Genomic DNA, 23,798 nt, shown 5'->3' with positions numbered 1-23,798 from the left:
ATTCAGTAGCTTGTGGTCAGTAGTTAGGAAAACAACTGATAGTCATAGAATTTTGAATTGCTTACTGTGTGAGGTTTGGTTTACACAATCCAAAATCAAAAATCGTATTAAGTCCTACGTTGACGGTAGTTATTCCAGAACAACACGGGGATACCTGCTGCGACAACTAAAACACCAGCAACTGCTCCCACACCTGTATAGGCCAAGCTGGAGTAGAGCAAGTAACCACAGACGGCGCAAAAGAGTAATGGTGTGAAAGGATAAAATGGCACACGGAATGGTCGCACTATGTGGGGTTCGCGGATTCGCAATACCATCAGTGATATGCCGGAAAGTAAGAAGAAGAACCAAAATATGGGGGCGGTGTAATCCACCATTGTTTCAAAGCCTTTGCGGGTGAGCGTGCCTAAAAAAACCAGTGCTAAGGCGATCGCTGCTTGCAAAAATAAGGCATAGGTAGGACTGCTAGGACGTTGTTGCCAGCGTCCCATAAAACCAAATAGGGCAAAATCCTGTCCCAGTGCGTAGTTAGTACGCGCTCCAGTAAATATTGTAGCGTTGGTTGCTCCCAAAGTAGCGATCGCAATCAATACACTAATGAACAAGGCTCCCGGTGCGCCCCAAATAGAGCGCATTAAATCTGCGGCTACTGCTTCTGACTGTGACATATTTGCTAATCCCAGTCCTCGCAAGTAAGCCAGATTGATTAGCAAGTAAATGGCGGTAATAATGCCAATACTCCACATTAGCGATCGCAGAATATTACGTCGCCCATTTTGAATTTCTGCGGAGATGTAAGCCGCTTCATTCCAGCCGCCGTAAGATAGCAACACAAACACCATCGCCAGTCCCCAGGTTCCTGATGATGCAGGTTCCACAGGGGGGGCAGAATTAGGAATGGCCGTAAGCCCAAGAATTACTACCAGCAACAAACCTAGAACTTTGGCAGCACTTAGCAAGTTTTGCGTCCATTTACCCTGCTGTAAACCGACAATATTCAAAGCAGTTAAAAGTGCGATCGCTATAGCTGCATAAATAGAAGACGAAAACGTTCCTAGCCGCCATATTTGAGAAACATAATCGCCAAAAACAAATGCCAAAAGAGCAATGGAACCAGTTTGAATCACTGTCATCCGCGCCCAGGCAAATAAAAAGGCGACTCCCCGCCCGAATGCACGTTTCAAATAGTAGTAGACACCGCCGACGTCGGGATAGACAGTCGCTAACTCTGCATAGCACAAGGCTCCTACCAGAGATACCACACCACCCATTAGCCAAAGAAACATTACAGCAAGATCACTGCCTGCTTGACTTGCCACTAGAGCCGGAGTTTGAAAAATCCCTGCCCCGATAACAATACCCACAATCAGAGCTACTGCGTCTGATAATGTTAGGGATGGCTTAGGTACTCCTACTTCAGTTGATGTTGTCTGCTCAAGCAAACTGTAGTCTTTAGGTCTACTCACATTACTCCGTTATTTAGTGTTGAGTTGGGACTCTTGGCTTGGTTTCATAGTCTTTATTCAACAAAGGAATTATCTTATGTACTCCAAATTTGGGAACTCACGATTTACCAAGACCTTTGAGCTTGTGAACTACTAGCCCAAAAGCTAGCCTTCGGGTAGGTCAATTTTTAATCACTGTTTTACTCATACCCACTATGGTAAAAAACAAATGTGACGGGAAAGTGACAGTCATCTGTGAGATGTCCTCAAATTATTTGGTAACATTCAGATTAATTTCCCTGCGTAGCTTGCCACCGTAGGCATTGCTCTAAATTATTTTGCTAGACAACATCGCGATGACAATAGCATAGAAAATCTGACTCGGTAACACTTCTTCCACGAGTGAGATTTTTAGTAATCTAGAGAATGATTGACTAATAACAGGTAATCGTGCTTTCTTTGGTCATAAAGCTCGTAATTCCCATACCACAAACGTTTCATTGATTTAGAATGGGTGGTTTATTTAAATTCTGCTGTACTAGAGACAGCGATCGCTCAAGATTTCAGATTAAGTAGAAATTCACATCTATACGCTTCTACTTAATAAATAGTATATAGACTTTTTATCCCTAATTCTTTAGTATCGGCTACTGGGAAAAAGTAAAATATCTATTAATTCACCTACTACCAGACCCAAGACAGCTAGGACTGTTATAATCCAAAATGAATCTAGTTTGTTTAAGCCAGAAAAGCGCATTTCCAAATCAGCTAAAAGCGTAGTGGCTAAGGGAATGATAAAGAGCCTTAATAATATCGACCAAGTTGCTACTAAAGCAATTGATATACTTAAAAATAAGATGACAACTAAAATTTTAGAGCCAAATTCAATTAAACGTTCTAACCAATAAATACTTTTTCGCACTACAGCTATAACCATAGCAGCGACAAAAGCCCCCACCAACCAAATAATATGATGAGCCGCAAGATACCATCCCAAGAGAGTATAAGCCAATAAGAGTAATACTAAAGGCATCAAAGGAATCCTGTTAAAAAATTCCACATTCATACTGCCAATACTTGTAAAAATACCAAGTTATTTTCTTAATTTTAGTCACAAGTTGTTACTAATCAAACTTGTCAATATACCAGCTTTGCTCAGGATACTTATCTATCTACAGAGCAAATTTAAGGACGTATTTTTTCATCATGACAATATATAGCTCTACTTAATCATTTGTACAAAACAATAGAAATCGGGAATCTGAGCTTAGACGCTTATCAGGTCTGTAGCAACAACAGCATATTAAATCGCAAATTTTAGATTTGTAATCTAATTTAACTTTGTTTGATACGATTGCTTTGCAGCATAAACAGGAACTTGGGTTAGCGATCGGAGTAGATTGCTTATACGTATTGAGATTATAAGTAAGTTATATTTAAGACGTACATTTATTAGTTGAAGAACAATAGTATTGGATAATCTAAGACTAGTGAGGTCTAAATAGATTGCTTTGGCTCTTACCTATTTGCCATGAAATTTAATGAAGAGGTGGTTCCAATTCACCGTGTACAACTTTGACAACTGTCCACAATACTGTTGCATGTCTCAAGCTCATGGTAATATTATTTTACCGTCAGGAGATATTATTTTATACATTAAGTTGCAACCATGCGGAAACAGTTAGTTAGGTGTGCTACCTCCAAAAAACAAAAAACTATTCGATCCACCCAGGAAATCAACAAAAGCCCCAACGTGCAAAGCACAGAGCTTTTGAGAATCTGCTTATATAAGCTAATAAAGAGCTAAAAAAATCTTGTTTTAGTAATCTTAACAGCTAGTTAAGAAGGCATAAAACCCTCTTCCAATGGCAAAAAATTAGACAAGAGTAAATAGAAAAGTTTTGACATAGAGTCAATTGTTTTTTGTATATGTAAAAATATCAAAAAGCCCAATTTGTCTTGCGAACAAGACATTATTATTGTGTATTTTATTTAGATTTAGTTACCTATATATAAAAGTCCTATTTGATTGGTGAAAACTTCAGCTATCCTCAACCAAATGAGGCAAGCTCTTAAATTTAGCAAATGATTTAGGACTGCTAGATCAATCTCGATTTAGTAAACACTCGATTATTGACAACGCAAATCAGAGTAACAGGAAAAACATGAATATCATTGTTCGTTTGTTTGGAGCGATCGCTCTCCAAATATCTGTGTTGGCTGCGATGTCTAGCATGGCAATGTCTGATGACAAGCCCTTGCGCGTCAATACCCAGCAAACTCCTGCTGTTTCTCAACGGAAAACAACACAGAGGATTTGCTCTTTAGATCCCATTGAGGATTTATTACCTCCACCACAAACTAAAGCAAGTAATTCTTTGCTTTCTTATCTTGCTGAACAGGGTTTTACACAGAATCAAGAGGGTTCCTGGGTCTGTTATGCGAATGATCCTAAAAAAGAAGGGCGTTACTTTACTCTGTTTAAGGTTAAACAAGTTAATGGCAGGCTTATAGCTAGTTCTTTCCTAGATGAGGGCAGCCTGATTCAGGGGCAGGAAAATCGTAGTTTGGACTTCTTTATGATGCTGGTTGAGCGTCATATGAATCCTAATCAAGAAAACCGTCAAGGTATACGTAGATATTTAGAAGCCTTTGTTTCCTTAGTCAAGCAAGGGAAAATCAAACCCACGCGTCGTGGCTTTCTTTTTGACCAACCAAACCGAGCATTGGTCTTATATCACACACTCTCATCAGGAAATCTTAAAGGTACGGGAATCACAATCAACATTCATTTACCTAAGAGTTGAATTGGGGAGTGGGGAGTGTTGAGTGCTGAGTGCTGAGTGCTGAGTCATGAGTGCTGAAGAACTGTTTTGCCTATGCCCCATGCCCCATGCCCAATCCCCCATGCCCAATTCCCAATTAAATTGCTGTCGTTTAGTGGAGGTGCATCTTGCCTAAATCAATTGTTCAAAGAATTGTGATATCGAAGGCGGTTCGCTTTGCAGCGATCGCATTTTCATCTGTTGCAGTAGTACTCACTACATGTCAGTCTGCTTTTGCACAGTTAAATGTTGGACGCTATGGCATCCAACAAGGACTAGAGTCTGAGTATCTCCAGTACCAAATTAATAACCAGAATTTGAGCCGGATGCGAGTCATTCCTGCATGTGATGTGGGATTTGGTCTGACCTGCAATAAGACTGGATCGGTAATCCAACAATTAGTGGAGTTAAACAATGGAACTAGTTATCAAAACCTTCTGATCCGAGCAGCCGGTGGGGAGAAAAACTTCCAGAATTTCGCTAGCTTCTACGGCAATAATCCCAATCTCTCTGGCGTGCCTTACGCCTCATTTTGGAGAAATGCATCCCCCACAATCATGGATGGATCTCAATACCTTCTAGGACAACCTTTTGGTCGCAATCCAGTAGAAGGACTCGGACTTGTAACCAAGCAGTTCTACTGGGCACCATACTCAGGAGTCAATGACTCTGTTAGCCCCCGCAATGGATTACTAGACCTGAAATTGTCATACGGACGACTGCTGTTTGAAGAGGCCTCAAAAATTTCTAACATTCAAGAGCAGATTCAGTCTCTAGGTCTGTCGCCAGAGATGACAAATTTCTATGTAAATAAAATCTCTACAGGCTTGGATGCATTGAATTCTGGAGATCAGAACCAACTCCAACAGAAGATTTTTGAAGTACTATCCTTTCCATACTCCGAAGATGGTGGGGAACTCGGACGGCCCAATAATGCGATTCCACAGGAATTGAATCAGCTCTTGGGAGAAGATATCGCAGGAGATATTTTGCTAAGTGATAATCCACTAGCCTTGGATGGAGAAACAATAGCTTTTGATGCTTTCCCTGGCTCTGCGGGAGATGTCTTGGTACCAGACAGTCCACTCCCACTCTGGCCAATAATGGCAGTTGGTGGTCTTGGTTTGCTTCTGCTTCTACTACTGGATGGGGATAGTTCTTCACCCCAACCACCTGTTTCTTCAGTTCAACCACCTGCACCTATTTCTCCTGGAAATGTACCTTTGTCTCTCACCAACAAAGGCGAATGCGATCTGACTCCCAGTGGTAATGGTTCTGATCACACACAGATAATTGAAATTCCGTGTAATGTGACTCCTAAAACTCCCACAGAAGTGAAGAGGGTAGTGGAGCCATCAATGATCAAAGCGCTTGTGTTGCTAATTGTTCTACTATGTATAGTCCGTCACAAACAGAGGGCTTTGAAAATTCGTAATTATGTTACATAAGCCCGTGATTACCTACGGTGTACACACAAGTCCTAAAAACCTAGCTTAAAAAGACTTTCCTCGTTCCCAGTCGGAGACTGGGAATGCATTCATTGAGTCTCTGATTCAATGCCTCACTAGAGTTAAGCAGCCTCTAGTCAGACATTCTCATCCTCTGCATGGGAACAAGATAAACGAGAGAACAAAGGGAAATCGAGCTTTTTTAGACTTGTGTGTACACCGTAGCCCGTGATTACAGAAACTCCTAGTTGAGCCGTAAGCAACTAGGAGTAGTTCACACATCCGAAATCACCCTTCACATAGCGGTTCAGTTCACAGAGCGTTCCGTAGAAAAGGAAAGGTATCGCCTGTTAATCTGCGGCCAATTCACCACATTCCACCAATTATTCAAATACTCAGCCCGACGGTTGCGATATTTTAGGTAATAAGCATGTTCCCACAGATCATTACCCATAATCGGATATGAACCCTCCATAATTGGGTTATCCTGATTTGCTGTGGTGACAATCTGGAGTTGATTTTGGGGATTACGTACTAGCCAAACCCAACCACTACCGAAACGAGCTGCACCCGCTGCATTAAACTGTTTTTTAAAGGCATCAAAGCTGCCAAAAGTTTTGTTAATTTCTTGAGCGATCGCTCCCGATGGTTGTCCACCACCTTCAGGACTCATCAGTTGCCAAAAAATTGTGTGGTTGAGATGCCCACCAGCGTTATTACGTACCTTTGTCCGAATATCTTCAGGTACGCTGTTCAAATTCACCAGTAAAGCTTCAACACTTCTTTTTTGCAAATCTGGATATTGCTTCAATGCATCATTTAAGTTCTTGACGTAGCTAGCATGGTGTGCATCATGATGCAATTTCATCGTTTCAGCATCAATAGCTTTTCCTAATGCCCCATAAGCATAAGGCAATGGTGGTAGCTGTGCAGGAGAAGCACTTAGTGCCCTATTAGGATAGGCTACAGGGGGAAATGATCTAGCAGGCGTTGGTATTGGTGTAGAAGATTGTGCCTCAGCTATTGGTACTGGTTCATGAGAAATCAGCAGAATTGCCAGCAAAATTGTTGTGAAGAAAAAAACTATTGTTTTTCGCCAAAACTTTATCATAAATTGTAGCCTCAAAATCAATATTATTGGCTTGTAATCCGATCATGGAATGTTGTTTTGCAGCCAAATAAAGCCAAATATTATATATATTACCTTAGTTATCAGGTAATTCGAGGCAAAATACTCAAGAGAATAGAATTAATCACGGTCAACGCAGTGGAGGCATTTAAAGCACTCCAAAAGCACCATCTTAAGCGAAAATGCTCTACTACATAAGCTGTCAATGCAAAAATAATTGTATTTAAAATAAACAAGAATAAGCCCAGAGTCAGGATAATCAAGCGAAATCTAAAAAAACTGAGTATTGAGAGCAGAATTGCATTTGAAATTCCGTAAACAACACCATATATCGCTTTAATAAAAGTATCAATTTTAATAAAGAAAGGTAGCTTAAAAATAATTAAAAAACTGATAGTGATAAGTAATCAAGTGAATATAACACCAAACATCATAATTCCTTATTTTATTCATCTGAGTCGATAAGTTTAACTATAGATTCAGTTGTAGTGATAAAGATGACATAGTTTTAATGTCTATAAAAGTTTGATAAATTATTTCCACATATTATAACATATAAATAAACATCTATGTCTCTCTTACTTAATTTATTCCCTTGGGTATATAAGGACAAATAACAAGCAAAACTCTTGACAGATATAGCTAAAAATTTATTTTGCTAAACCTATAATTAAGAACTTGTAAGCATTAGAATCTGATCTACTGACAACTTGACAACTGTGTAGTGATTTTTAGTTAATTAAAATACACATGACTCAAGCTAATCCATAAATACCCTTATTTCCTGATCGGCTTTGAGCGTTACACCTCTAATATGGACGTTTTTCAACTTTTCTACGATCAACCTAAAATTCAGTACTTGTTTATAAGCATTTTCTGAATTTATTTGCTTACTAAACGTCTATATATTTCAAATTTAAGAGTGTTATCAACCTAATTCTGATAAAACAGGAATAGATCATGTATTTTCACAAATTACTAGTTAATTACCCGGCGATCAAAAGTCAAAGCAATAAAGACATATAGCAAAAGGTAAATAATATGTATCCTAATCAAATCAGGCAAAAAACTGTAGTAGTCAATAGTAATTTAGAGCAAGGAATCCGGAGTGAAGTCAAAATTGATCAAGCACAAATGCATGAAATAACTATCCGTGATCTAGCGATATCTTTATCTCCTGTTGGCTTTATAATTGGTTGGATAGGGTTTTTTCTCATATTGCAAAAAATCCGAGCATTTTTAGATGAAAAGATGGTTTTATCCATCAACAGTGCACACAAGCTTCCCTGTAAAAACTGCCGCTTTTATTCCAATAATCATTATCTAAAATGTGCAGTAAACCCTTCTGTTGTTCTCACTGAAGAAGCGATGAGTTGCGCTGAGTACTCATCCAGTAAGAAAAATTTTTCTTCTAAAAATCCCTTTAGCTAAGAATAATAATTATCAATCTTAGGGCATAAGATTTTCACATTTTGATTTGCGGCTAAATATCAAAGCTGGTGCTAATTTTTTCCATTTATTTATCCCATCTGGTTGCCTAAGTCTCGCTGTCGCCGTAACCAATGTGCGACATCGTTAGCGGTAATAATGCCTTTGAGTGAACCATTCTGAGTCACCAGTACCCGACGAACTCCCGATTCTTGCATTTTTTCCAATACCTGCGACATCTGCTCTTCCGGACGAGCAGTAACTCCTGTGTCTGTGGGAATCATGGCATCTCTAACAGTACGATAAATCCATTCTTCGCGCGGGATATCCTTGACCTGATTTAAGGTAATAATCCCTATAGGATGACTATCTTCCGTTACTGGGAAAGACTGGTAGCGACGACTGAGGAAATATTTATCCACTAAATCTTGCAGCGTCAGGTCAGCATTTACCGTTTCTGGATGGGGAGTCATGATTTCCTGTGCCTTTACTCCTTCCAGGCTTGTGCGGATCAAAAGCTCCTCGTAACCAGCTTCTGCGGCATTATATAAGAACCAACCAATCAGGATTAACCAGAGTCCACTCAACAAGGCTGAACCGAACAACTCCCAGAAACCAAGGGCAATAAGCAAATAAGCTAACCATTTACCGCTCGTCGAGGCAATTTTGGTAGCCTTTTTCTGATTGCCAGTATACTTCCAGATTAGCGAGCGAAAAACACGACCGCCATCTAGAGGAAACCCAGGCAGCATATTGAATATGGCTAAAATGAGGTTAATTGTTCCGAGGTAAGATGCGACACCCGTAACTACTACACTCCATCCAGCATTTGTACCGATATACGCAATTAAACCGAAGAAAGCAGCCAGTACTAAACTGGTAAAGGGCCCAATGATCGCAATCTGAAACTCATCATCAGGATGTTCGGCATCCATACGAGTGCGCGACACCCCACCAAAGATAAAGAGGGTGATGCCTTCGACGGGAATTCCTTTTGTCCTAGCCACCAAGGAATGAGAAAGCTCATGAGCCAGTAGCGAGGCAAAGAAGAGAAATGTTGCTACTAGGCCCATACCAAAATAAGTTGCATTGGAAAGTCCCGGATAGTTGGCTGGAAATAGACCTGCACTTAATGTCCACAGGATGAGGAAGACAATTAATAGCCAAGACAAGTCTATTCGGATTTCAAACCCGAAAATGGAACCTAAGCGAAAACCCTGCATATATTCCTCTTTTTCTAAAGCAGTTTTTGTCTAGAAATGCTGTTGCTGAAAAAAATTAGAGTGAAAATATAGGACTCAATACTTCTCGGTTAAGGGTAAAAGGGGAATGGGAAAGGGAAAAGAAAAAACCTTTACCCCTTAACCTTTAACCTTTTCCCCAAACCCGATTCCGAGTTAAAAGTGATTAACCGAGAAGTATTGATATAGGACTAGTATTTGATTTTTGAAATTACTCGTATAGAGAAAGAACTCTTAACAAGAAAGAACGAAATTAGAGGTGTACAGATTTTTTTCAGAAATCAAACCGGATTCCTATAGGTGAGCGATACTAAATCACCAAAAGCATAGAAAATCACAATCATTGCTTCCTCTAGCAAACGATAGATATTGCCAAATCTCAATAGTGGTTTGTTACATTAATTTTGTGAGGTTTGTAGTTAGCGATCAATCGCTTAATTTTCAGTGTCGAAGTCTTTTATCTGCCTGTGCCCTGATTAAGTTGAATTAATAGCCAAGTGAGATAAGTACCGAAAGGGCCCCAGAGAGCATAAGGTAGGAACAGCCACGAGGCTTTTTGGGAAATTGGCTTAACCAAAAATGCCAAAATATAGACGAGAAGTGTTGCCAAGCCACCGACAATCATTCCACCTGTTAGGCTGCGAAGTTCTACCACAATGGGACTGTAAACGGAGGTCAAAAGAGCGATCGCTGCGTACAAACCCATCAACAGCCAAGGACGAGGCTGTTTTGAGCTTCTCTCCCAGACAATAATTGCTGAAATTGTCAGACAGATCCAAATGAATGTCCAGATAAATGGGATGAGGAATTCAAAGGTTAACCAGTCGGGACGCTGCAAGTTCTGAAACCAAGGGTCACGCAATGATGTGAGCAGGCTACCGCCGAAAAATAGTGCTGCCGAAACTGCTGTGATAATCCATCTAGCTTTCACAAAGGTTTCCTGCCATAGTTAGGATTACACTTATAGTCTAGTTCAGGGCTGCGTTAGCGTTCGCAAAGCGTCTTGATTGCTGAATTCTGTATTCTTCTTCAATCAGCTTAATTTTTTAGTTTTAATCTGTCTGTAGATAGATGCAATGTTATGGGCATCATCAATTCCACGATGATGTTTGCCTTTCAATTCTATTCCTAGCTTATTGAGAGCCTCTGCCATACCAAATTTTTTGGATACGCCAAGATATTCTGAAAATTCCTCTTTGATATTTATGTGCTCTGAAGTAAAAGGATAAGGGAAATTATGAAACGCGCAATCTTGAATAAATTGCTTTTTGTCGTAACTGCCCCAAGAACAAAAAATATAATTTGGAAATAAATCAATCCATTCTTTGAATCGAGAAATTACCTCTAAAAATTTGGGTGCTTCGTCAACATCTTGCTGCCGAATGCTAGTCAATTCGGTGCAAAAACTTGTCAGTTGTGGATGTCTCACAGGTTGGATGAATTGCTGAAACTCTGAATCAATTACCCACGTTGTTCGATTGAGCATCACTGCACCGATTTCGATGATTTCCATTTCGTGACGAGGAATAGTCTTACTGTTACAGCACGTAGCCTCCAAATCGACTATTAGATAGTAGTGGGATATTTGAGATTTCATATTAGGTAATAAAAATATTATTTAATAATAGTGGTTGTTTATACGTATTTTTTAAGGCTGACATAATTAATCTGTAATTTATTGTAATTAATGTGCTACAAAAATGCGATATTTACAACCTTTTTCATGTGTTTGAACTACAACCCCCTGTTTAGATTGATGAAAAAGGTTTAACCCAACGCAGTTGAATAGCAACATCAAGAGCGATCGCAGCTATTCCAAACCACAATACACTTTCAAAAGCCAAGACCACAAAAGGCCAAATTGTGCTATGAGAATTCCACCCAAGTTCTATTTGAGTTAATCCCCGCACCAAGCCAAAGGCTAGCACACCACCAGCTTTGAGTTGAGGGTTTTTATCTGAGCGGATGATGTAGCGGTAGGTGACACCAAATAGCAAACCAGCAAAAGTTGCGATCGCACCACTCACCCACCAATACCAATTAACATTACTTTGCAGACTTGCGAGTGCTGGAAAATACTTTGCCAGAACTAAAGTATTCAACAAACTAGCGATCGCAAAAGCGAAACACACAGATAAACCCCCAATTATTCCAGCTTTCAGGGATTCTAGGCGTTCTGCCATCAGTTGAACATCTGAAGTTTCGTTCACTTTGCGTCCTTGAGTAAAATTTAAGAGTGCAGCGATCGCACCAACACTGCTGAAGGATTAACCGCCCTTTCCCAGTATGATAAATATTAGAAACCTTTTGTAATTATTTGAAAAGTGGGACTATGGAGATTTTGACACTAGGTTGGGTATCACTGTTAGTTGTGTTTACTTGGTCAATTGCAATGGTAGTGTGGGGACGTAACGGACTGTAGAGGCATTGTGGAAAGTCCATTTTTGAGTATTTTGGCTTTATTTGCTGTAGTGCTACTCGTAGTAGTCACTGGTGGTATTGGTTATTTGACCCTGGCAGACTGGCGCGATCGCCGTCGTCGAGATGAAGAGAAACGCACCACCCGCAGCGCCACTCCTAAGCGGCGATAGTTTTCTCGTGGTTGAAAAATCTTTGTGTAGGGACGCGATAAATATCGTGTCCCTACATTGTTTTTTCTGGCATTTAAAGGAAATAACTGTTACGTTTGCGATCGCAACGGGAATCATGAGATAGAAGACTTTCAATATTTAAAGTCCCACTGGGAATGGAAAACTCCTCTACTACTCAACCCATAGAACCAAATTCAGAACAGCAAGAGTCTCATTCAGATGTGACAACAGCCTCCCTGTGTCAGAATGAGCAACAAAAAGCCTTGTCTGGAGTGATTGCCCACATTCGCGAGTCTCTAGACATAGAAACTATCTTCAAAATTACAGTCACTGAAGTCCGCCAACTTTTAAAAAGCGATCGGGTTGGCGTGTTTCGTTTTGATCCTGATTTGGCATGGGAAGGGGAATTTATCTATGAAGATGTGGCAACCGAATGGGATTCGGCACTAGCAGCCAAACTACGCGACCACTGCTTTAGTGAAAAATTTGCAGAACTATATCAGCAAGGTCGGATTAGAGCAATAGCTGATATTTATCAAGTTAATGCTAGTGATTGCTACATCCAGATTCTAGAAAGATTTCAGGTACGTGCCAATATAACTGCCCCTTTGATGAAAGGTAAAGATTTATGGGGATTGCTGTGTATTCATCAGTGTAGTAGTCCTCGGCAATGGGAAGCATCAGAAATTGAGTTTGTGCAACTCATTGCTGAACATCTAGGAGTTGCTTTGCAGCAAGCAGATTACTTAGAACAAGTAAAACTGCAATCAGCACAACTAGCACAAGCAAAAGCTAGAGAAAAAGCAGCCCAATGGCAAAAAACCATAGCCATAACCATTGAGAAAATTCGTCAATTCCTAGACTTGGAAAGCATTTTCCACACAAGCACCGCAGAACTTAGGCAACTGCTAAATGCTGACCGTGTGGCTATTTATCGCTTCAATCCCGATTGGAGTGGTGAATTCGTGTTTGAATCAGTGGCAGAGGGTTGGATCTCCCTGATCGATGAACAATTGCAGCGACCGGAATTGAGTGAAAATGTCAGTGAATGCAGCGCCAAAGATTTAGCTAACCCCCCAGTCGCCGATACCTACTTACAAGATACAAAGGGTGGTAGCTTTAGTCGGTGTGAAGTGTATCGTGTTTGTAATGATATTTACAATTCCGGCTTTAGTGACTGCTACATTAAAATATTAGAAATTTATCAAGCAAGAGCTTATGTGATCATTGCCATTTACCACGGTCAGAAGCTCTGGGGCTTGCTAGCAGTATACCAGAACGCCAGAACCCGTGATTGGCAAAAAGATGAGGTTTACTTGCTTACCCAAGTGGGTACACAACTAGGTGTGGCTTTGCAACAAGCGGAATTTATCCAACAAATGCAAATCCAAGCAGCAGAGATTAGTAAAGCTGCTGAAAGGCAAAGGGCATTGGCGAACACCGTAGAAAAAATTCGTCAGTCACTTGAAATTGAAGCCATCTTTAAAACCACAACTCAAGAAGTTCGTCGGTTATTAGAAGTGGAACGAGTCGCAATTTACCGCTTCTATCCTGATTGGAGTGGCGAATTTGTCGCCGATTCCATTGTTGATGGTTGGACACCAATAGTTAAACCGCAACCTGTAACAGAAGGCGTTCTTGTGCAAAAAAAGCAAGCGGGTAAGTATGCACGGAATGAAATTTTTGTACCAATTTCTCAGGGCGAAAAATTGTGGGGATTGCTAGTAGCTTATCAAAACTCCCAACCTCGTTATTGGCAAGATGAGGAAATCAACTTGCTAGCACAAGTTGGCGTCCAATTGGGGGTAGCATTACAGCAAGCCGAGTCATTGAAACAGATGCAGGTGCAAGCCCAAAAACTCGCTAAAGCCGCCGAACGAGAACGCAAAGCCGCCGAAAGGGAGAAGGCCTTAGCCGCAACTGTGGAGAAAATTCGCCAGTCTCTTGATATTGACACCATCTTTGCTACCAGTACAGAAGAAGTTCGGCGGTTATTGGAAGTTGATCGAGTGACAATCTATCGATTCCGGGCTGATTGGAGTGGCGAATTCGTAGCTGAGTCTTTAGTTCAAGGTTGGACACCAGTAAAGACAATTGTACCTGCGATGTCTACGACGGGCTACGCCTACGTAGATGATTACTTGCAAAAAAACCAAGTAGGAGACTTTGCTAATGGTAAAACTCTTGTCATTAAGGATATTTACAGCACCGATGATTCTATTCCTTATATTGCCTTGATTGAGCTAATGGAGGCTAGGGCATATATGATTGTGCCGATTTTTCAAGGTGAGAAACTCTGGGGATTATTAGCAGCTTATCAAAATATCAAACCCCGTGATTGGCAAGAAGATGAGGTAGATTTGCTGATGCAGATTGGTACTCAGTTAGGGGTAGGGCTTCAGCAGGCGGAATTACTCGAACAAACTCAACGTCAGAAAGAAGAACTCACCCAGACTCTTAAAGAATTACAGCACACTCAGAGCCAGTTAATTCAAAGTGAGAAAATGGCAGGCTTAGGGCAGTTAGTTGCTGGTGTAGCCCATGAAATTAACAACCCAATTAGTTTTATTTATGGCAACATCACTTACGTTACTGAACATGCCGAAAATTTATTGAAATTACTGCGCCTCTATCAGAAACAGTATCCTAAGACAACAGGAGAAGTGCAAAAGCAAGTAGCAGCACTTGATTTAGATTTCATTAGTGATGACTTGCCCAAAATTCTCATTTCAATGAAAATGGGGGCAGATCGGATCTCTAAATTAGTTTTGTCGTTGCGAAGTTTTTCTCGACTTGATGAAACAGGAATGAAGCCTGTAGATATTCATGAAGGCATCGACAGTACTTTGCTAATTTTACAACATCGGCTGCAACCAGAGACTAATGCTTTTGCTATTGAGGTAATTAAAGAATATGGGGAATTGCCTCCAGTAGTCTGCTATGCAGCCCAGATGAATCAAGTATTTATGAATATTCTCAACAATGCGATCGATGCACTGGAAAACTTAGCAACTAGTGGAAAAATAATTGACAATCCTAAAATTTGGATTCGGACAGGAGTCATAGAAGGGAATACGATTCTGATTTGGATTGCCGATAATGGTTGTGGGATTCCAGAGATGGTGCGATCGCGCATTTTTGAACCTTTCTTTACCACCAAGCAACCTGGACAAGGTACTGGTTTGGGTTTATCTATTAGCTACCAAATTATTGTTGAAAAACACGGTGGTAATATCAAGTGTGTTTCTGAACCTGGTAACGGCTGTGAGTTCTGGATAGAAGTTCCGATGAAACGGACAGTTAGTTAAAAAGAGCGTAGGTATAACCAGCCACAAGTATCGCTTGGTGTAATACATATCTATTGCTGCTGTTGCAACCAAGCACAGAGAACAGTAAAAGAATCATTTGAGTACGGAGAGATAGACACAGCATTAAATTTTCAACCTCTTACTGAAGCCCAAATGGTTCAGCAGTGTCAATCTGCTCTCGAAGCTTACCATTCCACAGGTTTAGGAATAGCCCACGATCGCGTGCGTGAGGAGACAGTTTGGGAACCGATCAAGAACGCTCATGCAAGTTAGACTGCTCCCGTAAGTTCAGAAACCACTACTGTTGCAATAATAGCTAGAGGGTACATAAACACAGGATGTGGAAAATTTAATTTTATAAACGAAAATTTAATTTTATTTATTTATTTGTTAGGTAACTTTCACTATCTCAAATGTATAATCTATTATTTATTTATATTTAATAAATGTATAATCTATCATTGATTTTTATTTATATTCACCTCTATTACTTGTTTGTCGGTTGAGATTGTGGAACTAAAAGTATCGTCTTTGAAAACATAAGACAGTATCACCTAGTAGTCATTTATTGACAGAGTTATAAAAATTGTAATTATCTAAACTTGTGCTTTAAAAATCATGAGCCATTATATGGATAGTTAGCACGTTTACGGCACTATCCAATGTCTGAAGACTTATTAAACTCCTTTCAAGACGCATACAGCAATCTCGAACTGTTTCCGTTAATGGAACGGAACGAAATGGAAAGATTTAGAGTCGAATATGGTGATGATTTGATTGCAGACCTGAACCAATTAGTGGAAGATAGTCCTAATGGAGATGGCAAAATTGTCTTTACAGGACATCGGGGATGTGGTAAGTCTACTTTGTTAGCTGAATTTAGCCGACAAATTCAAGATAAATATTTTGTAGTTCTCTTTTCTATTGCTGACAAAATTGAAATGTCGGCCGTTAATCATATTAATATACTGTTTGCGATCGCAGTTAATTTAATGACAGAGGCAGAAGCACGCAAAGTTGATATTCCGCAATCTACTAAAGAAGCTCTTTATAAGTGGTTTGCTACCCGCACTCGCACTGAAGAATTAAATTTGCAAGCAGAAGCTAGTATTGGTTTTGACCTTTTAAAGTTGATTAGCTCTAAATTAAAAGCTGATGCTAGCGTTCGAGATGAAATTAAGCAAGAATTTGAACGCAAGTTATCAGATTTAGTTGCCAGAATTAATGAAATTGCTGCTCTAATTCAAGCTGCAACTAAACAAAACGTTTTAGTAATTATTGATGATTTAGATAAACTTGACTTAGGCAGAGTTAACGAAATTTATCGAGATAACATTAAAGCTCTTTGTCAACCTAACTTTCAAATTATTTACACCATCCCGATCGCAGTACTTCGAGAAACATTTATTAGCACAATAATTGCCACTGAAACTAACGATCAAGTTGTGGCGATGCCTGTCTTAAAAATATTTGATAAAGGTAAAAATCGCTTCCCAAATGCCCAACCTCGTCCAGAAGCAACAAAGATTCTCGGTGAAGTTTTACAAAAGCGAATTCCCAGTGAATTAATTGCGGCTGAAACGGCTGAAAAAATTGTGATTTACAGTGGTGGCGTATTGCGAGAGTTAATTCGGATTTCTAAGGAATGTTGTCGCATTTGTTTGCGAACGATTCGGCGTAATCCTTCAGCCAAAGTTATCATTGATGATAAAATTCTCCTGCAAGCAATCAATAAAATTCGCAATGATTTTTCCATACGTTTAGGAAAGGTTGATATCGATATTTTGCAGAGCGTTTATGAACAATTTATGCCCAATGATCCCAAACAAGCAGAATTTTTGGATTTGCTACATGGGCTGTATGTTCTAGAATATCGCACCGATGAAACTTGGTATGATGTTCATCCAATTATTATCGAAAGCTTGAGAAGACAGGGAGCCATTAATGTTAAATGAAGATTTATTAGATGATGAGGAAGAAAATCAGGATGCGTATGATGATTTAATTGTTTCTATTGAAGCTCAAAAGCGGGGCTTAAATTTACTGATTGCAGTTTGTGATGATGCTAGCTTTCGTGATCAGATTATTGCTCAATATGAAGCCGAACTACAACCCGCCTTCGCTGCATATCGAGTAACTTTAGCACGTCAAGAACCTAGTCTCAAAGCTGCTCTTAACCAACTGGTACAACAAGAAGAATATCTCCGTCAGCAGAAACCGGCGGTGATTACTGTGACGGGTGCTGAACAACTTTATTTTCTCAGATTGGGAAATGAGCAATCGGAACAGGAGAAATTTTTTGGCTACTTACAGTGGACAAGGGAAGGATTGCGCGAATTTCCTTTTGCGATCGTGCTTTGGGTAACTAACCAAATTTTAGTCAGCCTGATTAAAAAAGCCCCTGATTTTTGGAGTTGGCGCAATGGTGTATTCCGGTTTGAATCTAAAAAGACGAATGCTATTCCTGGTAAAGAACTAGAAAATATCCGCTTTGTTTTTAGAGACACAGAATTAGCCAGCACAGATACTAATGAAAATAACGCTTTTTTCTTACCCATCCAAGATTTACAAAGGCTAATCGAGAAAGTAGAACAGGAACAGGGAACTAAAGATCCTACCTTGGCTACCTTATATTCAAGATTAGGTGATATTTACCGCAGCAGATTAGAGCGGGGTGAATCTCAAAATTATCAAGAAGAACAGGAATTAGCAATTAAATATTGGCGTCAGGCGAGTGAGCTACAAAATGAACTAGGGTTGCAGGTAGATTTAGCTAATAGCCTCAATAATTTAGCGGGAATATATCGTGCAACGGGACACTATAGCGAAGCCGAACCTTTATATAAACAAGCTTTAGAACTGAGGAAACGCCTATTAGGAGACAACCATCCTTCTTTTGCTACTAGCCTGAATAATTTGGCAGGACTCTACAAATCTACTGGACAATATAGTAAAGCGGAACTCTTATATCAAGAAGCTTTGGAACTGAGAAAGCTTCTGTGGGGAGAAAACCATGCCGATGTTGTCGCCAGTCTGAACAATTTGGCACTACTATATGATGAACAAGGACGTTATAACGAAGCAGAACCTTTGTATCTGCAATCATTAGAACTCGAAAAACGTCTGTTGGGCGAAAATCATCCTTCTTTCGCTCTCATACTGAATAATTTAGCGCTACTTTATTATCATCAAGGACGTTTCAGTGAAGCTGAACCGTTGTCGCAACAAGCAATAGAACTAGATAAGCGATTTTTGGGAGAAGAGAATCCTGATGTTGCAACAGATTTGCACAATTTAGGTTTAATATATCGCGCTCAAGGACGCTACAGTGAAGCGGAATCTTTGTTTTTGCAATCATTAGAACTCAAGGAGCGTGTATTACAAAAAGCGCATCCACTTTTAGCAGATACTATCTATGCTTTGGGTTATATGTATAGAGAACAGGGACGTTACAATGAGGCGGAATCTTTATGTATAAAAGCATTAGAACTAGATAAGCTTTTGTTGGGAGAAAATCATCCTAATGTTGCGGAAAGTCTCAACAATTTGGCAGAAATTTATCGTGCAACAGGGCGTTATGGTGAAGCAGAGCCGCTTTATTTGCAAGCTTTAGATATTTGTGAACGAATTTGGGGTGTAAATCATCTTCGTAGTGTTACTGTTCGTCAAAATCTAGAAAAACTTGCCGCAGTAATGGCGAATCATGGAGAGTGCGATCGCATGACATAGAGCTAAATTTATGCTCCTAAACAGGAGGAGATTCGGCAATGGATAAGATAAAGCAATAAACCTATGACGGATGAGAGAAGTCAGTTAAGAACTACTTTTAATCAGGTAGCGCTCCTGTATGATCAGGTACGCCCAGGATATCCAAAGGCACTTTTTGACGATGTGGTGTCTCTATCAGGAATAACTTCACAAGGAAGGATATTAGAGATTGGTTGTGGTACTGGTCAGGCAACTATAACTTTTGCACGTCGAGGTTATCGTATCCTTTGTATTGAGCTAGGTGAAAATCTCGGCTTAGTTGCCCAACAAAAACTGGCTACTTATCCGCAAGTAGAAGTTCGTATTGGAGCTTTTGAGGATTGGCCAGTAGAAAAGAATGCTTTTAACTTAGTGATTGCGGCGACTGCTTTTCATTGGCTCGATCCCACAATTGCCTACGAAAAAACTGTCCAAGCACTCAGTCCTGGAGGAGCGATCGCGCTATTTTGGAATGAACACGTACACAGTGATGCTAGTAATGGCTTCTTTGAGGAAGTGCAGGAGTTATATCGCCGCTTAGTTCCTGAAATATTTAAGGATGACTTGCTTCTTCGTCCTGAGCATGAAGTACCTACTAAAACGGGCGAAATTGAGCAAACAGGCCTCTTTGGTGAAGTTACATATCGCTCTTATCGATGGGATGCAGAATATGATACTGCGACCTATCTCAACCTCTTAAATACCTATTCTGGGCATCTAAGTTTGGATGGCACTAGAAGGGCGCGTTTTTTCGATGCGATCGCTGAGTTAATTGATACTAAATTCAATGGTCACATTACCAAAGGTTACTTAACTACTTTGTACGTAGCCCAGCGATTGTAGTCTGATTACAGACCAAAACATATTTGCAGACATGAGTAAAATGGGAAATCCTGAAACTTGAATAAAATGGCTGTATTGCAAAAGTCTTACAGAAAAATAAATCATCCTTCTGCAACTATTACTTTTTCAAGCTAGTTTTGAGGGTTCATAGTAAGAACTAAAGTCCTTACTACGAAATTCATCACACGATCGCACTCAACAATAACCAACATCGTCAAATCTACTAGCGAACTCCAACGAAACCAGCTTGCTCAATAGCCCTTTGTCCTTGGTCAGTTAATAAAAGATTGGCATAAGCATCTCCAATCTGCTGCTCCTGACCTTTATTCTGCTTAATAATCACAAACAAATTAGCGATCATCGGATAGCTGCCATTTTTGATCGCCTGACTATTTAGCTGGTTGCGCTGACGTGGACACTGTTCAGGCGACACCATCGGTTCGCGGTAGGGGGGAATTAACTGACCAGAAGTGTTACCCAACGGTAAAGCCTTCACACTACATTGAAAGACTACTGAACGGGCAGAAGCATAATACACACCACCAGGGGTTTTACTGAGTTGGCGCACTGCCTCTGTAGTAGAGTAAACATACTGCACATTAGAGCCAAGTGCTTGCCCCTTTAAGTCGCTGTTAGTAGGGAATATTACTGTATCTGCGTCCTCTGGTCGTTGGGAAAAAGCTGTGATGGGTAGATTTGGCCCACCGACTTGATTCCAGTTAGTAATTTTCCCCAAATAAATCTGCTGTAATTGTTCAACAGTTAAACCAGGTACATTGAGTGATGGGTTGACTACCACTGCTATCCCATCCATACCCACCTGACGTTGCTCAAGGGTGAAGCCTTGCTCTTTTGCGATCGCTTTTTCTTCATCTGTGAGAGGACGGGAAGACTGAGCAAAGTCTAGTTTCCCATCAAGCAACATCCGAATACCGGAGCTAGAACCAGGGCTACCATTGACAGGGTTTACATAGCGTAATTGTAGCTCCGGGCGATCGCTCTGGATCTGAGAATCTACTAATTGCCGGATAGATGCCCAAGCTGTACTGCCTCCGTAGTTGAATGACGCAGGGGGAACATCAGCAACTGTCTGAAAATTTGATGTGTAATTAGATAGACGATTAAAATTTTGAGCAGATGAAGAGTTAACGCTGTTGCGGGTCGATAAATTTGGCTTCAATAACCACCAAAGTAATCCGCCAATAACCATAAGTGTCAGAACTTTACCAATAATCAAACCTCTGAGAAAGAGGGCGATTTCGCTGTTAATTAAAGCTTTTCTTTGATTTGTATTGTCCATATCTTTAAATGTTGTTTATTGTATTTATCTTACAGGAATCTCTAAGTATTTATCCTACAGTAATCTTTAAATATTTATATTCAAAATAAACCTTTTATAGCTAGTTAATAGAAAGTTTTATGATTGATACTAGATGATGAACTCTTTCTAATATAATGAGATTAAATTTACTATTTGGTAGTCTTTGCAATGGTGAAATTGTTTTGAAATACTCCTCTGTTAGCTGCTGATTTGACTACCTGACTATTCCTATTAGTTAACGGGAACTCAACAAATTTTTCGAGAAAGCTCTTTAGTGGAGTAGGTTGGTTTGGAAGCGATGTCCCCGTATTAATGAATGTATAGATTAAAACTATTACTATCAAACTAGTGGTAGCACCAAGACCTATGCCCAGCAGTAAAATAAAGTTTCTATAAGTTAACAAATAGGTATCGTCAGCCTTGTGGTTGATGTCAGCAGATTGTGAGTAATGTGACAACGCCACATCAGAGTTAAGTGCTTGTAAAGCTTCTATGGCAGACTGATAACGTTGGTTGTAGCGATCGCGAACCATTGTATCTAAAATATTTGCCAGAGCGTCACTTACCTCTGCCTTGTCGCGCCAGATAACTTCTCCAGTATTGGGATCTTCTGGTAGTTGCTCAGGTATTAAACCTGTCAAAGCTTGAATGCCAATCATCCCGACTGCATAGATATCGCTGCAAAGTTTTGGCTTTCCCTTAGCCTGTTCGCTTGGCATATAGCCAGGAGTCCCAACAGCAATTGTTAAGCCTGCTCCCAAAGCACCAATTTTCTTAATACTGCCAAAGTCAATTAGCACAATCTTCTGATCTGAATACCGCCGCATTAAGTTTTGAGGCTTAATATCTCGATGAATAATATTGTGTTGGTGAACGAAGGCTAACACTTCCAGGATATTTTTTAATAAATTTAAGACTGTATTCTCACTTAGACGTTGACCTGGTATAATTTCTTGAGTCAAGGCATGACCGTCAATAAATTCCTGGACTAAATAAAAATCTCCATCTTCATCAAAATGGGCAAACAGTCTAGGAATTTGATCGTGGTCGTTGCCTAGCTGGTATAAAACTTCCGCTTCCCGATCAAATAGCTTTTTAGCGATGGGTAGAACAGCAGGATTGGAATCTTTGGGGTGGAAGTGTTTAACGACACAATGGGGTTGTCCTGGTAAATCCAAGTCAATGGCTAAGTAGGTGTCACCAGATCCCCCGCTTCCTAAGTGTTTGACAATCTCAAAGCGATTGCGAAGTGTTTTTCTGGCGAGAGAGTATCGATGTCTGTTACGTATACCTCCTCCTAACAAGTAAGTATTACCATATCCTCCGCTTCCCATCAGTTTGACAGTCTCAAAGCGACTTCGGAGTGTTTTTCTGACTAGAGGGTTCTGGCTCATATGGCGTATACTACTTCTTATATTTACTGACCATTCAGAGCTTGGGTGAGGTTATAAATGCCTGCTGCTAGATTTGCTGATATTTGAGGCAGTCACCTTATCAGGCTTTATATTTATGTGCTTTGGAGCCGTTTCATGGTTAGCAGCTTTATTGGTTCATTTAATACCTTTATAGGCATCTTAATACAAAATTAATTTCTGGAATAGTTCAATAATCTTATCACTTAAGTAAATTTAACACTAATTCACAGTATTTAGAACTGCGGGCACAGGAGAACATTCATGGAGTCAGGAGATTTATTTATTTTAACTTTTGGGTCTGATTACTGATAAAATATTGAGAATACGCAGTTAAAAGCACACATAATATTACAGTATCCACCACAATTTGGTTACCAGATTTTAGTCATTGCTAGCGCGATCGTGTTGTAATATCAACATGAGTTCGACAAAAATAAAAAATAGCAAGTAATTCCTGAAGCTAAATATCTAGTGATGGTTTTTGAGGCAAATAGGTATAACTTGTCAATCACTCATGTTTTATTATCTAAATGAGAAAGTATTTAAGAATTTTGCTTATAGAAAACATCAAAAATAGAAAGTAACAAGTATTTTTGCTTATTAAAAATACAATAACTAATATGTGAACTACTCAAATGAGAAAGCAAAATGGCGAATTACAATGCTTGCGCTCTCTGCAAGAAGTTAAAATTTTAACTTTCATTACTAGAAAAAATGTTAGGACTGCCTTCCCTTCAATTAAATCCGCGTAAATTTGCGAACTTTATTTATTAGTTTACTCTGTCCTTAATATCTCAAGCTACAGCATATTAACTGGTTATTCAAGAGTTTCTATAAAACATCCTACTTTTCCGACTTTTCCCACTTTTTACTCGCTTCTGTATCACTTGCAATAACTCAGTTGCATTTAGAAAAAGTAATAGTGTACATTTTATCGAACAGAATTCAGGAGTCAGAATTCAGTTGGGTATTCTGTATGACTGGCGGATAGCGCAGCTTTAGCGAGTATTCGAGCGTCTTGATTCTGACTCCTGAATTCTGACTTCTGAATTCTTCT

General features: G+C 39.8%; 19 protein-coding genes. 9 read left to right on the top strand and 10 right to left on the bottom strand.

Features of this window, described 5'->3' with window-relative positions; translation table 11 throughout:
- Positions 1–107: 107 nt before the first annotated feature.
- Positions 108–1,466, bottom strand: coding sequence for an APC family permease (locus tag HUN01_RS08530; RefSeq protein ID WP_181930903.1), 1,359 nt, complete (start codon positions 1,464–1,466; stop codon positions 108–110).
- A gap of 616 nt (positions 1,467–2,082) precedes the next feature.
- The gene (locus HUN01_RS08525; RefSeq protein ID WP_181930902.1) at positions 2,083–2,511 is read right to left on the bottom strand and encodes a hypothetical protein; all 429 of its coding nucleotides are present in this window, start codon (positions 2,509–2,511) and stop codon (positions 2,083–2,085) included.
- Positions 2,512–3,610: 1,099 nt separating this feature from the next.
- Between HUN01_RS08525 and HUN01_RS08520 the strand changes: the two genes are divergently transcribed.
- Positions 3,611–4,252: a type 1 periplasmic-binding domain-containing protein gene (locus HUN01_RS08520; RefSeq protein WP_181930901.1), complete on the top strand. Its 642-nt coding sequence runs from the start codon at positions 3,611–3,613 to the stop codon at positions 4,250–4,252.
- Between the two features lie 146 nt (positions 4,253–4,398).
- A complete protein-coding gene (locus tag HUN01_RS08515) occupies positions 4,399–5,718 on the top strand; it encodes a hypothetical protein (protein ID WP_238846093.1) in 1,320 nt (439 codons plus the stop codon).
- A 307-nt stretch (positions 5,719–6,025) separates the two neighbouring features.
- Here HUN01_RS08515 and HUN01_RS08510 read toward each other — a convergent pair whose 3' ends face one another.
- Entirely contained in the window at positions 6,026–6,829 is an 804-nt protein-coding gene (locus tag HUN01_RS08510) for a superoxide dismutase (RefSeq protein WP_275944580.1), read from the bottom strand.
- Positions 6,830–6,930: 101 nt separating this feature from the next.
- Positions 6,931–7,200, bottom strand: coding sequence for a phage holin family protein (locus HUN01_RS08505; RefSeq protein WP_338044551.1), 270 nt, complete (start codon positions 7,198–7,200; stop codon positions 6,931–6,933).
- 688 nt (positions 7,201–7,888) lie between these two features.
- On the opposite strand from HUN01_RS08505, the gene HUN01_RS08500 reads away from it, so the two are divergent.
- On the top strand, positions 7,889–8,278 hold the full coding sequence (locus HUN01_RS08500; protein WP_181930900.1) for a hypothetical protein: 390 nt from the start codon (positions 7,889–7,891) through the stop codon (positions 8,276–8,278).
- Positions 8,279–8,367: 89 nt separating this feature from the next.
- Here the strand turns inward: HUN01_RS08500 and HUN01_RS08495 are convergent, their stop codons facing one another.
- The 4 genes from HUN01_RS08495 to HUN01_RS08480 all read right to left on the bottom strand — a co-directional run bounded on the left by HUN01_RS08495 (position 8,368) and on the right by HUN01_RS08480 (position 11,699).
- Complete coding sequence (locus tag HUN01_RS08495; RefSeq protein ID WP_181930899.1) at positions 8,368–9,498, bottom strand: site-2 protease family protein; 1,131 nt, start codon at positions 9,496–9,498, stop codon at positions 8,368–8,370.
- Positions 9,499–9,973: 475 nt separating this feature from the next.
- Positions 9,974–10,447 carry a TspO/MBR family protein gene (locus HUN01_RS08490; protein WP_181930898.1) on the bottom strand — a complete coding sequence of 158 codons (474 nt, stop codon included), beginning with the start codon at positions 10,445–10,447 and terminating at the stop codon, positions 9,974–9,976.
- A gap of 102 nt (positions 10,448–10,549) precedes the next feature.
- On the bottom strand, positions 10,550–11,113 hold the full coding sequence (locus HUN01_RS08485; protein WP_181930897.1) for a 3'-5' exonuclease: 564 nt from the start codon (positions 11,111–11,113) through the stop codon (positions 10,550–10,552).
- 151 nt (positions 11,114–11,264) lie between these two features.
- Positions 11,265–11,699 carry a hypothetical protein gene (locus tag HUN01_RS08480; RefSeq protein WP_181932615.1) on the bottom strand — a complete coding sequence of 145 codons (435 nt, stop codon included), beginning with the start codon at positions 11,697–11,699 and terminating at the stop codon, positions 11,265–11,267.
- A 149-nt stretch (positions 11,700–11,848) separates the two neighbouring features.
- On the opposite strand from HUN01_RS08480, the gene petN reads away from it, so the two are divergent.
- The 6 genes from petN to HUN01_RS08445 all read left to right on the top strand — a co-directional run bounded on the left by petN (position 11,849) and on the right by HUN01_RS08445 (position 20,005).
- A complete protein-coding gene (gene petN / locus HUN01_RS08475) occupies positions 11,849–11,938 on the top strand; it encodes a cytochrome b6-f complex subunit PetN (protein ID WP_012408302.1) in 90 nt (29 codons plus the stop codon).
- Between the two features lie 7 nt (positions 11,939–11,945).
- Positions 11,946–12,107: a hypothetical protein gene (locus HUN01_RS08470; protein WP_094350864.1), complete on the top strand. Its 162-nt coding sequence runs from the start codon at positions 11,946–11,948 to the stop codon at positions 12,105–12,107.
- A gap of 155 nt (positions 12,108–12,262) precedes the next feature.
- A complete protein-coding gene (locus HUN01_RS08465) occupies positions 12,263–15,415 on the top strand; it encodes a GAF domain-containing protein (protein ID WP_181930896.1) in 3,153 nt (1,050 codons plus the stop codon).
- 662 nt (positions 15,416–16,077) lie between these two features.
- Positions 16,078–17,370: an ATP-binding protein gene (locus HUN01_RS08455; protein WP_181930895.1), complete on the top strand. Its 1,293-nt coding sequence runs from the start codon at positions 16,078–16,080 to the stop codon at positions 17,368–17,370.
- Positions 17,360–19,144: a tetratricopeptide repeat protein gene (locus HUN01_RS08450; RefSeq protein WP_181930894.1), complete on the top strand. Its 1,785-nt coding sequence runs from the start codon at positions 17,360–17,362 to the stop codon at positions 19,142–19,144. The genes HUN01_RS08455 and HUN01_RS08450 overlap by 11 nt, the downstream gene beginning before the upstream one ends.
- Positions 19,145–19,207: 63 nt before the next feature.
- Positions 19,208–20,005 (top strand): class I SAM-dependent methyltransferase, encoded by a 798-nt coding sequence (locus HUN01_RS08445; protein ID WP_181930893.1) that lies wholly within the window; start codon positions 19,208–19,210, stop codon positions 20,003–20,005.
- A 223-nt stretch (positions 20,006–20,228) separates the two neighbouring features.
- Here HUN01_RS08445 and HUN01_RS08440 read toward each other — a convergent pair whose 3' ends face one another.
- Together HUN01_RS08440 and HUN01_RS08435 are read right to left on the bottom strand one after the other, a co-directional pair.
- Positions 20,229–21,305: a PstS family phosphate ABC transporter substrate-binding protein gene (locus tag HUN01_RS08440; RefSeq protein ID WP_181930892.1), complete on the bottom strand. Its 1,077-nt coding sequence runs from the start codon at positions 21,303–21,305 to the stop codon at positions 20,229–20,231.
- Positions 21,306–21,475: 170 nt separating this feature from the next.
- The gene (locus HUN01_RS08435) at positions 21,476–22,720 is read right to left on the bottom strand and encodes a serine/threonine-protein kinase (RefSeq protein ID WP_181930891.1); all 1,245 of its coding nucleotides are present in this window, start codon (positions 22,718–22,720) and stop codon (positions 21,476–21,478) included.
- Between the last annotated feature and the right edge of the window lie 1,078 nt (positions 22,721–23,798).

It is taken from the genome of Nostoc edaphicum CCNP1411 (assembly GCF_014023275.1).
GTDB classification, from domain to species: Bacteria; Cyanobacteriota; Cyanobacteriia; order Cyanobacteriales; family Nostocaceae; genus Nostoc; species Nostoc edaphicum_A.
The sequence above is the reverse complement of the archived record's forward strand: the minus strand, read 5'-3'. Positions and strand labels throughout refer to the sequence as shown.